Here is a 15,230-nt window from a genome sequence, read left to right as displayed (position 1 = left end):
GGAGAGAAGCTAACCTCTCCCCACCGGCTAGGACAAGTGGAGCAGAGGATGTCAGTGACGCTTGCGGATGTCGCGGCGCGCGCGGGCGTCTCCGCGGCGACCGTTTCCCGGGTGCTGAACGGGAACTATCCCGTGGCGGGGGCGACCAGGGCGCGCGTGCTGCGGGCGGTCGAGGAGCTGGAGTACGTCGTCAACGGCCCGGCGAGCGCGCTGGCCGCCGCCACGTCCGACCTGGTGGGGGTGCTGGTCAACGACATCGCCGACCCGTTCTTCGGAATCATGGCCAGCGCGGTGCAGTCGGAGATGAGCCCCGTGCCGGGCGGGGGCGGCGGGGCGGGGCGCGCGGACGGACCTGGCAAGCTCGCGGTCGTGTGCAACACGGGAGGCTCCCCCGGGCGCGAGCTGACCTATCTCACGCTCCTCCAGCGCCAGCGCGCCGCCGCGGTGGTGCTGACGGGGGGCACGGTGGAGGACGAGGCGCACACGGGGGCGCTCGCCGCGCGTCTGCGCAGGCTCGAGGCGGCGGGCACGCGGGTGGTGCTGTGCGGGCGCCCGCCCCTTGACGCGGGCGAGGCGGGCCCGCACCCGCTGACGGTCGCGTTCGACAACAGGGGCGGCGCGCGCCGCCTGACGGACCACCTGCTGTCGCTCGGCCACCGCTCGCTCGGCTACCTCGCGGGCCCCGCGGCGCGCACGACCACCCGCCACCGCCTCGAGGGCCATCGTGCCGCGCTCTCCGCGGCGGGCCTGGGCGGCGACGCGGAACGCCTGACGGTGCACGGCGCGTACGACCGGGCGTCCGGCTACGACGGCGCGCGCGAACTGCTGCGGCGGGAGCCGTCGTTGACCGCGATCCTGGCGGCGAACGACACGGTGGCGCTCGGCGTGTGCGCGGCACTGCGCGAGCAGGGCCTGCGGATCCCGCAGGACGTCTCGGTGACCGGCTTCGACGACCTGCCGTTCGCGGTGGACGCGATGCCCGCGCTGACGACCGTGCGGCTGCCGCTGTACGACGCGGGCGCGAAGGCGGGGCGCTTGGCGCTGGGCCGCGAGGAGGGGCCTCCCGGCGGGGTGGCCACGTTCCGCGGGGACCTGATGGTGCGGGAGTCGACGGGCGCGCCTCGGTAGGTTGCGCTTGCCTTACGGGCTGCGCGGGCTTTACGGGCTGCGCGGGCTTTACGGGCTGCGCGGGCTTCGCGGACTGCGCTCGCTTCGCGGGCGCCAAAGCCCCCCGAAGCGCCCGCTAGGGTTCCCGCATGGGGAGTCAAAAGGAACGCATGCTCGCCGGTGAGCCGTACATCGCCGACGATCCCGACCTGGCCGCCGACGCGCTGCGCGGGGCGCGGCTCGCGGAGCGGTTCAACGCGACGGGAGCCGCCGACCGGGCGGTGCGGCTCGCGGCGCTGACCGAGCTGCTCGGGGAGGTCGGCGAGGGCGTCGAGGTGCGGCCGCCGTTGCAGGTGGACTACGGGTACCAGATCTCGATCGGCCCCCGCACGTTCGTCAACTGCGGAGCGGTCATGCTCGATGTCGCCCGCATCACCATCGGCGCCGACGTCCAGATCGGCCCGAACGTCCAGCTGCTCACCCCCACCCATCCGGTCGATCCCGAGCCGCGCCGCCAGAAGTGGGAGGCGGCCAAGCCGATCACGATCGGTGACAACGTCTGGCTCGGCGGCGGCGTCATCGTGTGCCCCGGGGTCACCATCGGCGAGAACACCGTGGTCGGCGCGGGTGCCGTCGTCACGCGTGACTTGCCGCCCAACGTCGTCGCCATGGGCAACCCCGCCCGGGTGAGCCGCACCATCTGAGGCCGTCGACAGGCCGGGCGTGCCGCCACCCTCCGTCACGTCCGCCAGTCGCGGGGTGGTACCTCCCCCGCTACGGTGGCCGCAAGGTCTCGACGCTGGAGGTGCCACGTGGTCTTCCTCCGCCGCGGCATGAAGGGCGGCATCTTCCCGCTGGTGCTCGCCTATCTCGTCCTGCTGACGTGCGTCCAGATCCTTTCCACCCGCCACTTCGGGCTGGCGGGCTGGTCCGGGTTCTCGATGCTGGCGCCCGTGGTGGCCGGGGCGCTGCTCTCGATACGGCAGACCGTCATCGTCGGCCTGGTCAATGCCGCGTCGGTCGGCCTGAGCTACGGCTACGCCATCCCCGACCTCGAGATGGGGGTCCGCGTCCTGGTCAACATCGCGTCGCTCTGCTCGTTCGCGCTCGCCGTGCTCGTGTGCCGCATCCGCCTCGACCGCGAGGCCAGGGTGCGGCGGCTGACCATCGCGCGGGAACGGCTCACCCTGCTGCGCGTCGCCAGCCAGCACATCGGGTCCACGCTCGATGTGTCGCGGACGGCGGGCGAGGTGGCCGAGGTGGCCGTGCCGCGGTTCGCCGACCTGGTCACCGTCGACCTCTACGAGTCCGTGCTGCGCGGCGACGAGCCGCCGGATCCCGAGCAGGGCCGCGGCACGCTGCGCCGGATCGCGCAGCGGTCGACGAGCGGGGACGGGGAGGGGCACGGGGACGGGGAGGGGCACGGGAGGGGTGAGGGCGGGGGCGAGTGGGCCGCGCCCGGGCCCGCCTTGGGGGAGGCGCACGCGAACGACGCCGTTCCGGTGCGCTGCCTGATCGAGGGCGCCTCGTGCCGGGCCACGCTGCTCGACGGCGAGGACGTGCCCGGCTGGCTCGGCGGCGACGGGCGGCACGCGGGGCCGCCGGGGCCGCCGGGGCTCCCGGAGGCGCACTCGGGGATCGCCGTGCCGCTGCGGGCCAGGGGCGCGACGCTCGGCGTGGCCGTGTTCGTCAGGAACCGGCGCGAGGAGCCGTTCGACGCCGACGACCTGCTGCTCGCCGAGGAGATCGGCGTGCAGGCCGCGGTCTGCGTGGACAACGCCCGCAGGTACACGCACGAGCACCGCATGTCCCTGGCGCTCCAGCGCAGCCTGCTCCCGCGGCGGCTGCCCCGGATCGCCGCGGTGGAGGTGGCCACGCGCTATCTGCCCGCGGACTCGACGGTGGGCGTGGGCGGGGACTGGTTCGACGTGATCCAGCTGTCGGGGGCGCGGGTCGCGCTCGTGGTGGGGGACGTCGTGGGGCACGGCCTGTACGCCACGGCCACGATGGGCAGGCTGCGTTCCGCCGTGCGCACGCTGGCCGACATCGACCTGGCGCCCGACGAGCTGCTCACCCATCTGGACGATGTGGTGATCCGGCTCGGCTCGGAGACCGAGGAGAGCGCCGAGGAGCAGGAGATCCCCGGGGGCGCGGTGGGCGCGACATGCCTGTACGCGGTGTACGACCCGGTGGGGCGCACGTGTGTCATGGCCCGCGCGGGCCATCCGGCGCCCGTGCTCGTGCGGCCCGACGGGCGCGCCGAGCTGCTTGAGGCGCCCGCGGGGCCGCCGCTCGGGCTCGGCGGGCTGCCGTTCGAGGCGACCGAGCTCTCGCTGCCCGAGGGCAGCCTGCTCGCGCTGTACACCAATGGCCTGGTGGACGTGGACCACGACATGGCGCGCGGCCAGGAGAGCCTGCGGCAGGCGCTCGCCGGGCGCTCGCCGTCGCTCGAGGCGACGTGTGACGAGGTGCTCGGCACGGTGCTCGATGGCGTGGTGCCGACCGACGACATCGCGCTGCTGGTCGCGCGCACGCGGGCGCTCGACGCGTCGCACGTGGCGACCTGGGACATCGCGGACGAGCCGACGGCGGTGGGCCGGGCGCGCGAGCTGGCCGACCGGCAGCTGGCGGCGTGGGACCTGAGCGACGCGGCGTTCGCCACCGAGCTCGTGGTGAGCGAGCTGGTGACCAACGCCATCAGGCACGCGGACGGGCCGTTGCAGCTGCGGCTGATCCGGGAGCCTTCGGCGTTGATCTGCGAGGTCTCGGACAGCAGCAGCACGTCGCCGCACCTGCGCAGGGCGCGGATCCTGGACGAGAGCGGGCGCGGCCTGTTCATCGTGGCCAACCTGACGGAGCGCTGGGGGACGCGGCACGGCCGGTACGGCAAGACGATCTGGGCCGAGCTGTCCCCCGCGCAGCAGCGGGGCACGGAGCTCGCCAGCCTCTGAGCGCCGCGCCCCAGGCCATAGCCTGGCCGTATGACGAACGTGCCGGACGACGAAATGGCCCTGGCCACCGGGCCCTTGGGGATGCGGCTGCTGGCGTTCGAGCGGCTGCCCGAGGACAGCGTGTTCGACGAGGCGCCGGTGGCGTACGCCCTGGTCGCGCTGTGGAACGCCGGGCGCCTGCTGATGGTGAACGTCCGCGACCGCGGCTGCTGGGAGCTGCCCGGCGGCGGGATCGACCCGGGGGAGAGCGCGCGGGAGGCGGCCGTGCGGGAGCTGTGGGAGGAGTCGGGCCAGTCGGCCGCGCCCGACGCGCTGGACTTCGTCGGCTTCGCCAGGACGTCGCTGCCCGACCGCAGGGTGCTGCGCGGGGCGCTGTACCGGGCGGAGACGGCGGATCCCGTGGCGTTCGCGCCGACCGACGAGATCGCCGCGATCCACTGGTGGAACCTCGCGGACCCGCTGGCCGGAGGGCGGGTGCAGACGGTGGACGCCTATCTGGCGGCACTCGCCAGGGTCTGAGCGGCACGGTCCCGGCACGGGGACGCGCCCCGGGGCGACGAACGCGCCGCGCGCCGCCGTTCGTGACGCCGCCCGTCAGTAGCGCCGCCCGTCAGCAGCGCCGCACACGGTGCGCGACAAGGTCGCCCGACGGCCAGGTACACGACCGCGGCGAGGCCGTAGCCGCAGACCACGCGCGCCCATTCCTCGTCGAACGTGAACAGGTCGTGCGACCAGCTGGCCAGCCAGCGGGCCGCGTCACAAACCGGGCTGACGCCCGTTCAGCCCTCGATGCCGCTCGGCTCGCCCGCGTAGGTGCGCCACAGCTCGGCGTAACGGCCCTCCGCGGCGAGGAGCCGGGCGTGCGGGCCGTCCTCGACGACGCGGCCCCTCTCCAGCACGACCACGCGGTCGGCGCGGGCCGCGGTGGTGAGGCGGTGCGCGACGACGAGGGTGGTGCGGTCCCCCGCGAGCCGGTCGGTGGCCTGGTTGACCAGGGCCTCGGTGGCCAGGTCGAGGGCGGCCGTCGCCTCGTCGAGCAGCAGGATGTCAGGGTTGACCAGCTCGGCCCTGGCCAGCGCGATCAACTGCCGCTGCCCCGCCGACAGGTTGCGGCCGCGCTCGCCGACCTCGTGGTGGTAGCCGCCGGAGAGCGCGGCGATCATCGCGTGCGCCCCCACGGTGCGCGCCGCCTCCTCCACCTCGGCGTCGGTCGCGCCGGGGCGCCCGTAGGCGATGGCGTCGCGGACCGTTCCCGGGAACAGATAGGGCTCCTGCGGCACCACGCCGAGGCGGTGGCGGTAGCCCGCGAGGTCGAGGGAGCGCAGGTCGTGGCCGTCGACGCGGACGGCGCCCGCGGTGGGGTCGTAGAACCGCGCGACCAGCTTGACCAGCGTGGACTTGCCCGCGCCCGTCTCGCCGACGAACGCCACGGTCTGCCCGGCGGGGATCGTGAGGGAGATCCCGGCAAGCGCCTCCGCGCCGTCCCCGTCGCCGTCGCCGCCGTACGAGAACCGCACGCCGTCGAACTCCACGGCTCCTTCGAGGCGTTCGACCGGCAGCGGGTCGGCGGCCTCGGGCGTGGTGGTGGGCTCGCGCAGCAGCTCCTGGATGCGGCGCAGCGACACCACGGCCTGCTGATAGCCGTCGAAGACCTGCGACAGCTGCTGCACGGGCGCGAAGAACAGCTCGATGTAGAGCAGATACGCCACCAGCGCGCCCGCGGTGAGCGTTCCCTCGCCCACGCGCCCCGCGCCCACCACCAGCACGCCCGCGGTCGCCAGGGTGGCGAGCAGCTGGACGAAGGGGAAGTAGACCGAGATGAGCCACTGGCCGTGCACACGCGCCTGGCGGTAGCCGTCGGACCTGGCGGTGAAGCGCTCGTGCCCGTCCCGCTCGCGGCGAAACGCCTGCACCATGCGCAGTCCCGCGACGGACTCCTGGAGGTCGGCGTTGACGCCGCTGACCCGCTCGCGCGCCAGCTCGTAGGCGCGCGTGGAGTGGCGGCGGAAGTACACGGTCCCGATGGCGAGCGGAACCAGGGTGGCCAGGACGACCAGCGCGAGCTGGAGGTCGATGACGAGCAGGACGCCCATGATCCCGAAGAACGTCATGAGCGCGACCAGCGCCTGGGTGAGCCCGGTCTGGAGAAACGTCGTCAGCGCGTCGACGTCGGTGGTCATCCGGGTCATCACGCGCCCGGTCAGCTCGCGCTCGTAGTAGGCGAGGCCGAGGCGCTGGAGGTGGGCGAAGATCTTGACGCGCAGCGCGTACAGGGCGCGTTCGCCCGTGCGGCCCACCGCGCGCAGCGCCGCGAACTGGGCGGCCCACTGGACCAGTACGACGGCCAGGGCCAGCGCGGACGCGGTCCAGACGGCGCCGAGCGCGGCGCGTTGCACGCCCTCGTCGATGCCGTGCCGGATCAGCACCGGCAGCAGCAGGGACGCGAGGGCGTCGGCGACGACGAGCGCGAGGGCAAGGGCGAGGGGCACGCCGAGGCCGCCGAGCAGCCGCCGCAGGCCGTAGCTCTCCTCGGGGCGCGCGGCGCGCTCCTCGTCGACGGCGGGCTCGTCGGTGGCCGGGGGCAGGGCGGCGACCTGGGCGAGCAGCTCGGGCGTCGCGCCCTCGGGCCCGCCCTCGGGCCCGCCGTCGCGCCGGTCGTCGCGCCCGTCGTCGCGCCGGTCGCCGGCCGGGCGTTCGGGCCAGGCGGCCGGGTCGAGGCCCCCTGCGCCCTGCCGCGCGTCGGCGTCGGCGAGGCCCGCGGGGTCGCGTTCGACGCCGCCGAGCTCGCCGGGGTCGGCGAGCAGCCTCCGGTAGAGCCCGCAGCGGGCGACCAGCTCCTCGTGGGTGCCGGTGTCGACCAGGCGGCCGCCGCCCAGGACGGCGATGCGGTCGGCGAGTTGGAGGGTTGACCCGCGGTGGGCGATCAGCAGCGTGGTCCGCCCCGCCATGACGGAGCGCAGCGCGCCGTGGATCTCGTGCTCGACGCGGGCGTCGACGGCCGAGGTCGCGTCGTCGAGGATCAGCAGCCTGGGGTCGGTGAGGATCGCGCGGGCCAGGGCGATGCGCTGGCGCTGGCCGCCGGAGAGCGTGAGGCCCTGCTCGCCCACGCGGGTGTCGTAGCCGTCGGGCAGCGCGCGGATGAAGCCGTCGGCCTGGGCGGCGCGCGCGGCGGCGAGGATCTGCTCGTCGGTGGCCTCGGGGTGGCCATAGGCGAGGTTGGCGCGGATCGTGTCGGAGAACAGGAAGCTGTCCTCGGGCACGAGGCCGATCGCGGCGCGCAGGGACGCGTAGGTGAGCCCTCGCACGTCCTGGCCTCCGACGCGCACCGCGCCGCCGTCCGGGTCGTAGAAGCGGGGCAGCAGCAGGGAGACGGTGGACTTGCCGCTGCCCGAAGGGCCGACGACGGCCAGGGTCTCGCCGGGCTCGACCCGCAGGCTCAGCTCGTCGAGGACCGGGGCGCCCTGGCCGTAGCCGAAGCTGACGCGGTCGAACTCGACGGTGGCGGGGGCGTCGGCGGGCAGGTCGCGGGCGTCGGGCGCCTCGCGTATCTCGGGCTCGGTGTCGATCAGCTCCATGACGCGTTCGACGCCCGCCCTGGCCTGCTGGCCCACGGTGAGGATGACGGTCATCATCCTGACCGGGCCGACGAGCTGGGCCAGATAGGTGGAGAACGCCACGAACGTGCCCAGCGTGATCTGCCCGCGGGTGGCCATCCAGCCGCCGAGCGCGAGCATCCCGACCTGGCCGAGCGAGGGCACGGCCTGGAGCGCCGGGGTGTAGCGCGCGGAGAGCCGCACCGTGCGCATCCGGGCGGCGAACAGCCGCCGCCCCGCCGCGCGCAGCTTGCCGGTCTCCTGCGCCTCCTGCCCGAAGCCCTTGACGACGCGCACGCCGGTGAGGGCGCCGTCCACGACGCCCGCGACGGCGCCCGCCTCGTTCTGCGCGACCCACGTGGCGGGGAAGAGGCGGGTGCGGCTGCGCCGGGCGACGAACCACAGCGCGGGCGCCACGGCGAGCGCCACCAGGGTCAGCGGCGGGGACAGCGTGAGCATGACGACCAGCGAGATGGCGAACAGCATGAGGTTGCCGATGGTCATCGGCATCATGAAGAGCAGGCCCTGGACGAGCTGGAGGTCGCTCGTGGCGCGGCCGACGACCTGCCCCGTGCTGAGCTGGTCCTGGCGGCGCCCGTCGAGCCTGGTGATGGTCGCGAACATGTCCGTGCGCAGGTCGTGCTGCACGTCGATGCCGAGGCGGCCGCCGTAGTAGCGGCGGATGAACGTCAGGGCGTAGACGACGACGGCCGCGGCGATCAGCAGCCCGATCCACAGGCCGAGGCCGCCCTCCTGGCCGATCACCACGTCGTCGATGACCACCTTGATGATCAACGGCATCAGGGCCATGACGCCCATGCCGACGAGCGAGGAGCCGACGGAGAGGAGCAGATTGCGGCGGTAGCGCCAGCAGTAGGCCGTCAGCCGCCGTATCCATCCACCGTTCCGTGCCGTCACGCCGTCTCCTCCCGTGCCGCGGAATGTCGCCGTCGGCACCTCCGCCGTCGCCGCAGTTCAGCGGCGCCGCAGTGCCAACATCGAGCGTCGGTCATTTCATCCCACCGCAACAACCGCTTAATGATGTGCCCGGCCTCCGCGCGCCGGTGTACGCTCGCGCCATGGGAACGCTGAACAACGGCGGTCTGTGCGTCGGTGCACAGGGCGCCTCCTGGAGCCCCGGGCTCCACTCCCGTCGCCCGCGTGCTCGGCGCCAGGCCCTGGTCCCGATGGACTCGCCCGGCACCTGAGCAGCCGCTCCCCCTGCCCTTTCGCGTCCCGGCCAGGGCCCGTCCGTGTCCCCACACGACCCGGACAGGCCGACGGCATCGCGTCTCCCTGATCCCCGCGGATCCCCTTGTCGCCGCACCGGCCTGTCCTCAAGCCCGAGGACGACGCCCGTGGCCTCCCGCCGCAAGTCCCTTTCGCAGAACTTCCTCCACAACGCCGCCGTGCTCCGCCGCATCGTGGCCGCGGCGCACCTCAACGCCGGTGACCTGGTGCTCGAGCCGGGCCCTGGCGAGGGCACGCTCACCAGGGTGCTGGCCCGCACGGTCCGCGAGGTCGTGGCCTACGAGCTCGACCCCGAGCTGGCCGCGCGCCTGCCGGGTCGGCTGCGCGCCGAGCGCAACGTCCGCGTGGTGCACGGCGACTTCCTGACCGCCCACCCGCCCCGAACGCCGTTCGCCGTGGTCGGCAACATCCCCTACTCCCGCACGACCGACATCGTGCGCTGGTGCCTCGACGCCCGCGCGATGACCGCGGCGACGCTGGTCACGCAGCTGGAGTTCGCCCGCAGGCGCACCGGCGACTTCGGCACATGGCCGCTGCTGACGGTGCGGAGCTGGCCGTCGCACGACTGGCGCCTCGGGATGCGGATCGGGCGGCGGCAGTTCACGCCGGTGCCGCGCACCGACGCGGCGGTGCTGCGCATCGTGCGCCGCCCCGCGCCCCTGCTGCCCCCCGGCGACCTGGCCGCGTGGCGCGCGCTGGTCACCGAGGGCTTCACCGGCGTCGGCGGCTCGCTGCGCGCCACCCTGTCCAGAAGCCACGGGGGCTCCCGGGTGCGCGACGCCCTGCGGGCCGCCGGGGTCGGGGACGACACCCCCGTGGGCCTGGTCACGCCGCCCCAGTGGCTCACGATCCACACCCGGCTGCGCCAACGCCGCTGAGGCCCGACGCGCGGGCCGGTCCCGTGGGCGATCGCGGCCCCTCCGCGGCCGCGGCCTTCGGGGAGGGACGAGGACATCGAGGGCCACCGGGCGTTCAGCGGGTTCGTCATGACGAGTCGACCGGCGCGGGGTGGCGTCCGGGCGGTCCCGCGACCCCGCGACCCCGCGACCCCGCGGCCCCGCGGCCCCGCGGCGAGCCTCCCTTCGGTGCTCAGCGACGGACGGGGGCAGCGGGGGCCGGAAAGGGAACTCGGAGTCATTGGGGGGCGCTCGGCCGTTCGGTGCGCCCCGGCTTGCGCCGGGGCGCGCGGTGGTCACGATGGCAAAGGACGCGACCGCACGACGCGAACCGGCAGGACAGGAGCGCCCGATGACCGACCCCGCCCCCCTCCCCCACCCCGTCCTTGAGTCCGCCGCCACCGCGCTGGCCGACGCGACCGCGCCGCACCCGAGGATCTACGAGGTGCCACCGGTCCAGGGCCGCGACATCCTGGCGGGGCTCCAGGGCGGCGACGGGGTGGAGCGGCCGCGCGCCGACGAGGAGTGGGTCACGGTCGACGGCGGGGCCGCGGGCCGGGTGCGGGTGCGGATCCTGCGCCCCGACGGCGTCAGCGGCACCCTGCCCGCGGTGCTGTATCTGCACGGCGGTGGCTGGGTGTTCGGCGACGAGCTGACCCATGACCGGCTGGTGCGTGAGCTGGTCGCGGGCGCCGGGGTGGCGGCCGCGTTCCCGCTGTACGACCGCGCCCCCGAGGCGCGTTACCCCACCGCGCTCGAGCAGTGCTACGCCGTGGCCCACTGGCTCGCCGAAGAGGGCGGGCGGCACGGCATCGACGGCTCGCGGATCGCGGTGTGCGGCGACTCCGAGGGCGGCACCCTCGCCGCGGGCGTGGCCCTGCTCGCCGCCGAGCGCCGCGACGTGCGCCTGCGCGGCCAGGTGCTGCTCTACCCGGTCCTGGACGCGACGTTCGAGACGGCGTCCTACCTGGAGTTCGCCGACGGCTACTACCTCACAAGGGACGCCATGATGTGGTACTGGGACCAGTACGCGCCGGAGCGCGAGCAGCGCGCGGAGATCCACGCGTGCCCCCTGCGCGCGCCCGTCGAGCGCCTTGGCGACCTGCCGCCCACGCTGCTGATCACCGCCGAGGCGGACGTGGTGCGCGACGAGGGCGAGGGGTACGCGGCGAAGCTGCGCGCCGCCGAGGTCGACGTCACGGCGGTGCGGGTGCTCGGCACGGTGCACGACTTCCTGATGCTCGACAGCCTGCGCGACCACAACGCCGCCCGCGTCGCCCGCCACCTCGCGATCGACGCGCTCCGCGAGGCGCTGCACGGCTGACGCCCGCCGCGGCCGGGGGCGTTCACCCCCGGGCGCGTTCATCCAGGGACGCGCAGCGCGAGCAGCGCGATGTCGTCCGCGCCGCCGGGCGGCATCCGCTCCAGGATGCCGTCGCACAGCTCGTCGAGCGGCCGGGACGCCAGCGCCATCGCGTGGCGGCGCAGGCGGTTGAGCCCGGTGTCCAGGTCGCTGGTCGCCATCTCGACGAGGCCGTCGGTGTACAGCAGCACGGTGGCCCCGCGCGGCAGGGGCTCAAGGCCGTCGGGGCGCAGCGGTGGCTTGCCGAGCCTGGCGCCGAGCAGCAGCTCCTGCCCCTCCTCCAGATACTGCGCCCTGCCCTCGCCCGTGACCAGCAGCGGAGGCGGGTGGCCCGCGCTGGTCCACCGCACCTGCCAGCCCTCGGGCGTGGCGGCCTCGTCGGTCGCGCCCGATCCGGCGCGTTCGATCCGGCGCGTTCGATCCTGGCCAGGATCAGGGTCGCCATCTGCACATCCGTGATCTCCTGCATCGACTCGTCCAGGCGGCTGACGATCGCGCTCGGCGGCTCGGCGCGGTCCCACGCGAGGGCCCTCAGCATGTTCCGCAGCTCGGCCATCCCCGCGGCGGCCGACAGGTCGTGCCCCACGACGTCGCCGATCGCCAGGCCGATCGCGCCGTCCGGCAGGATCAGCGCGTCGTACCAGTCGCCGCCGACCTGGGAGCCGCGCGGCGCTGGCTGGTAGCGCGCGGAGAGCTTGAGCGGGGCGATGTCGGGCAGCTTGGGCAGCAGGTTGCGCTGCATCGTGGCCGCGATGTCCCGCTGCCGCTCGAACAGCCGGGCGTTGTCGATGGCCAGGCCAGCCCTGCGCCCGATGTCCCGGATCAGCGGCAGGTCATCGGCGGACAGCGGGCGTTCCTCGTCCGTGCGCGCCACGGTGAGCGCGCCCATCACCTGCCGCGGCGTGCTCAGCGGGACGACGACCGCGGATGTGGCGCCCAGGGCGTGCAGAAACGTCGTGTGCACCACCGCGAGCGGGCTGTCGGGCGGCGCGGCGATCTCGTCGGGCCCCAGCACCACGGCCTCGCTGCCGCGCAGCACCCGCACCAGCACCGAACGCGACGTCTCGGGGATCGCGGAGAGCGCGCCCTGCCCGCCCTCACGCCCCACGTCGCGCCCCTGGGGGCCCACGACGGCGACGCGGCGCACCTCGTCGTCGGCGACGCGCAGGTCGACGGCGGCCCAGTCGGCCAGCCGGGGGACGAGCAGGCGCCCAAGCCGGTTGAGCGCTTCCTCGGCCTCCAGCGTCTGGGTCAGCACCTCGGTGATCTCCCCGACCAGGGTGAGCCGCTGCGCCAGGTCCTCCACCGCGGCCAGGTGGGCGGACTGGTGGTCCTGGGCGGCGCGGTGCTCGGTGGCGTCCTCGAACAGCGTGACCACGCCGATCGTCTCGTCGTCGACGGTCACGGGCGCCGCCGACCAGGAGACCGGCAGCAGCTCGCCGTCGCCGCGCAGGAAGCTGTCGGTGTCCACCCTGGCCATGCGCGTGTCGTCGAAGACGCCGAGCAGCGGGCACTCCTCGCGCGCCTCGAGGGTGCCGTCGGCGCGGCGGTGCAGCAGGTCGTGGAAGTCCTTGCCGAGCATGTCGCGGGCGGGGAGCGCCAGCAGCTCCCCGGCGTGCGGGTTGACGGCGTTGATGCGGGCGTCGCGGTCGGTGAAGATCATCCCGGCGTTGAGATTGACGAAGACAGCGCGCAGGACGTCCGGCTCGGCCGCCAGGAACTCAACCATCGCGTATCGCCGCCTTCGCTCGGCTTCTGCTCCCATTCACGGGCAGCTGAGGGCCGCTCGCAACCTCCCGGGGGCGCCCGCGGTGGGCCGCCCCGGCGCGGCGCACTCCCCCGAGCCGCCGCCCTGGTGATCCCCCGCCGCCGCCCGCCCCATACGGCACAATTGTCGCGTTTCATCCCATGACCGACGGGCGGGCGAGACGCATCGATGGCCGTGCACCAGCCGTGGCACCGCACCATGGCACCCCGCGACACCACCGAGGAGAACCGCTCCGCCACCCCGCTCGAGCTGTTCTTCGACCTCTGCTTCGTCGTCTCCGTCGCCTCCCTCGCGGCCGAGCTGCACCACGGGCTGTCCGGCGACCACGTCTCCACCGCCGTCCCCAGCTATGTCGCGGCGTTCTTCGCGATCTGGTGGGCCTGGATGGGCTTCACGTGGTTCGCCTCGGCCTACGACACCGACGACGTGCCCTACCGGCTCGCCGTCCTGGTCACCATCACCGGCGCCCTGGTGCTCGCGGCCGGGGTGCGGCGGGCGTTCGAGGAACAGGACTACGCCCTGGTCACCGCGGGCTACACCATCATGCGGCTGGCGCAGATCAGCCAGTGGCTGCGCGCGGGCCACTCCCACCCCGAAGGCCGCCCCGCCGCGCGCCGCTTCGCGCTCGGCCTCGCCTGCGTCCAGACGCTGTGGCTGCTGTGGCTCGCCGTGCCGCACGACTGGCGCCTGCCGCTCTTCCCCGTGATCGCCGCGCTCGACCTGGCCGTGCCGGTCCTGGCCGAACGCGCCCACCCCACGCCGTGGCACGCGCACCACATCGCCGAGCGCTACGGCCTGTTCACCATGATCGTGCTGAGCGAGTCCGTGCTCGCCGCCACCACCGCCGTGCGCACCGCCGTGGACGAGGACCGGGGCGACGCCCCGCTCTACGCGGTCGCCGCCGGCGGCCTGGTGACCGTGTTCGCGATGTGGTGGCTGTACTTCGCCAAGCCCGCCGAGCGCTTCCTCGCCTCCACGCGCGCGGGGTTCGTGTGGGGCTACGGCCACTACCTGGTGTTCGGCTCGGCCGCGGCCGTCGGCGCGGGGATCGCGGTCAACGTCGACCGCGTCACCCACCACTCCGAGCTCTCCGCAACGGTCGCGGCCGCGTCGTTCACCCTTCCGGTGGCCCTCTATCTGCTGACCCTGTGGCTGCTGCACCTGCGCCCCCACCACGTGGGCCACTGGTCGGCGGCGTCCTTCCCCGCCGCCGCCCTCGCGGTCCTGGCCAGCACGTTCACCGGCGCCCCCGTGGCGCTCACCGGCGCCGTGATGATCGCGCTGGTGATCGCGGGCTTCGCCGCCGCCCGCCGCGTGGCCTGAACGCGCCACCCCGGGCCACCGCCACCGCACCGCCACCGCACGGCCGCGCCTCCCGGAGATCACAGGTCGGCGACGCCCCCGCCGCAATCCCACCATCCGGGCGATACTTGCCGTATGCCGACCACCGCCGTCCCCTCCCGATCGGAACTGATCGCTCATCTCCTGCACACCCGCATCGCGGGCGAGGTCGCGACCCCCCGGGAGAACAACCTCTCCCACTACCGGGAGCTGGCCAACGGCAATCGGTACTTCTGGCTCGGCCTCGAGTTCGGCGACCGCTGGACGGACGAGCAGGACGTCCTCTCCGAGATGGCCGAGCGCTGCGGCGTGGACGCCGACCCCCAGCACCGGCAGGGCCAGGACACGATCGACCCCGAGCTGACCCTCGACGGGCTCGACCGCGCGGCCACGCTCCTGCGCAAGGCCGCCCTCGGCCGCCAGCGCGTGCTCGTGGCCACGGGCCACCCCGGCGGCCTGCTCGACGTGCACGCCCAGACGGCCGCCGCCCTGAAGGCCGCGGGCTGCGAGCTCGTCAGGGTGCCGATCGGCCTGAGCGCCGACGAGGGCGTGGTGGCCCAGCTCGCCGGGGTCGCGATGTACGAGCGGGGCGCGACGCTGTGGCACACGCACTCGCCGCTGCCCATGGCGGAGATCCTGGACGCCCTGCCGCAGGAGGGCGAGGACCTGCCCGACCTGGTGGTCGCCGACCACGGCTGGGCGGGATACGCGGCCCAGGCGGGCATCGACACCATCGGCTACGCCGACTGCAACGACCCCGCGCTCTTCCTCGGCGAGGCCGAGGGCACCCTCTCCGTGTGCGTGCCCCTCGACGACAACGTCGTCAACCCCCGCTACTACGAGCCCATGACCGCCTACCTCCTCGACGCGGCGGGCCTGACCCCGGCCTGATCCCCGCCTGAGCCCCCGCCGCGGCCCCGCGGGGCGGCGCGGACCCGCCCCGCGCACCCCGGGCCCCGC

At 74.6% G+C, this 15,230-nt stretch carries 10 protein-coding genes and 1 pseudogene; 8 read left to right on the top strand and 3 right to left on the bottom strand.

The features are described from left to right. Positions 1 to 48: 48 nt before the first annotated feature. The 4 genes from DEH69_RS21970 (at position 49) to DEH69_RS21955 (ending at position 4,577) form a co-directional block, all read left to right on the top strand. Positions 49 to 1,128, top strand: a complete 1,080-nt coding sequence (locus DEH69_RS21970; protein ID WP_113688694.1) for a LacI family DNA-binding transcriptional regulator — start codon at positions 49 to 51, stop codon at positions 1,126 to 1,128. Between the two features lie 128 nt (positions 1,129 to 1,256). Continuing rightward, on the top strand, positions 1,257 to 1,811 hold the full coding sequence (locus tag DEH69_RS21965) for a sugar O-acetyltransferase (protein ID WP_113688693.1): 555 nt from the start codon (positions 1,257 to 1,259) through the stop codon (positions 1,809 to 1,811). Between the two features lie 108 nt (positions 1,812 to 1,919). Further along, positions 1,920 to 4,058, top strand: a complete 2,139-nt coding sequence (locus tag DEH69_RS21960) for a SpoIIE family protein phosphatase (protein WP_258534858.1) — start codon at positions 1,920 to 1,922, stop codon at positions 4,056 to 4,058. Positions 4,059 to 4,088: 30 nt separating this feature from the next. Beyond that, positions 4,089 to 4,577: an NUDIX hydrolase gene (locus tag DEH69_RS21955; RefSeq protein WP_113688692.1), complete on the top strand. Its 489-nt coding sequence runs from the start codon at positions 4,089 to 4,091 to the stop codon at positions 4,575 to 4,577. Positions 4,578 to 4,837: 260 nt separating this feature from the next. On the opposite strand, the gene DEH69_RS21945 is transcribed toward DEH69_RS21955, so the two are convergent. Continuing rightward, positions 4,838 to 8,569: an ABC transporter ATP-binding protein gene (locus tag DEH69_RS21945; RefSeq protein ID WP_181727543.1), complete on the bottom strand. Its 3,732-nt coding sequence runs from the start codon at positions 8,567 to 8,569 to the stop codon at positions 4,838 to 4,840. A gap of 440 nt (positions 8,570 to 9,009) precedes the next feature. On the opposite strand from DEH69_RS21945, the gene erm reads away from it, so the two are divergent. Both erm and DEH69_RS21935 read left to right on the top strand, forming a co-directional pair. Next, complete coding sequence (erm, locus tag DEH69_RS21940) at positions 9,010 to 9,780, top strand: ErmE/ErmH/ErmO/ErmR family 23S rRNA (adenine(2058)-N(6))-methyltransferase (RefSeq protein WP_113688689.1); 771 nt, start codon at positions 9,010 to 9,012, stop codon at positions 9,778 to 9,780. Positions 9,781 to 10,150: 370 nt separating this feature from the next. Further along, on the top strand, positions 10,151 to 11,122 hold the full coding sequence (locus DEH69_RS21935; protein ID WP_113688688.1) for an alpha/beta hydrolase: 972 nt from the start codon (positions 10,151 to 10,153) through the stop codon (positions 11,120 to 11,122). A 38-nt stretch (positions 11,123 to 11,160) separates the two neighbouring features. On the opposite strand, the gene DEH69_RS33030 is transcribed toward DEH69_RS21935, so the two are convergent. Together DEH69_RS33030 and DEH69_RS21930 are read right to left on the bottom strand one after the other, a co-directional pair. After that, on the bottom strand, positions 11,161 to 11,511 hold the full coding sequence (locus DEH69_RS33030; RefSeq protein ID WP_258534869.1) for a PP2C family protein-serine/threonine phosphatase: 351 nt from the start codon (positions 11,509 to 11,511) through the stop codon (positions 11,161 to 11,163). Positions 11,512 to 11,636: 125 nt separating this feature from the next. Then, positions 11,637 to 12,824: pseudogene (locus DEH69_RS21930) on the bottom strand (SpoIIE family protein phosphatase); the annotation flags it as partial. Positions 12,825 to 13,097: 273 nt separating this feature from the next. Here DEH69_RS21930 and DEH69_RS21925 point away from each other — a divergent pair. Together DEH69_RS21925 and DEH69_RS21920 are read left to right on the top strand one after the other, a co-directional pair. Next, positions 13,098 to 14,252, top strand: a complete 1,155-nt coding sequence (locus tag DEH69_RS21925) for a low temperature requirement protein A (protein ID WP_258534857.1) — start codon at positions 13,098 to 13,100, stop codon at positions 14,250 to 14,252. Between the two features lie 114 nt (positions 14,253 to 14,366). Next, on the top strand, positions 14,367 to 15,161 hold the full coding sequence (locus tag DEH69_RS21920) for a phosphatase (protein ID WP_113688687.1): 795 nt from the start codon (positions 14,367 to 14,369) through the stop codon (positions 15,159 to 15,161). Positions 15,162 to 15,230 lie beyond the last annotated feature (69 nt).

The organism is Streptomyces sp. PT12 (assembly GCF_003311645.1).
Lineage (GTDB): Bacteria > Actinomycetota > Actinomycetes > Streptomycetales > Streptomycetaceae > Streptomyces.
Note: the sequence above shows the minus strand (reverse complement) of the source record. Positions and strands in the feature narration are given on the sequence as shown.

Excerpts from the sequence above, each read along its gene's own strand:
- DEH69_RS21970 (WP_113688694.1), top strand. The coding sequence starts at position 49 with ATGTCAGTGACGCTTGCGGATGTCGCGGCGCGCGCGGGCGTCTCCGCG.
- DEH69_RS21965 (WP_113688693.1), top strand. The coding sequence starts at position 1,257 with ATGGGGAGTCAAAAGGAACGCATGCTCGCCGGTGAGCCGTACATCGCC.
- DEH69_RS21955 (WP_113688692.1), top strand. The coding sequence starts at position 4,089 with ATGACGAACGTGCCGGACGACGAAATGGCCCTGGCCACCGGGCCCTTG.
- DEH69_RS21935 (WP_113688688.1), top strand. The coding sequence starts at position 10,151 with ATGACCGACCCCGCCCCCCTCCCCCACCCCGTCCTTGAGTCCGCCGCC.
- DEH69_RS21925 (WP_258534857.1), top strand. The coding sequence starts at position 13,098 with ATGGCCGTGCACCAGCCGTGGCACCGCACCATGGCACCCCGCGACACC.
- DEH69_RS21920 (WP_113688687.1), top strand. The coding sequence starts at position 14,367 with ATGCCGACCACCGCCGTCCCCTCCCGATCGGAACTGATCGCTCATCTC.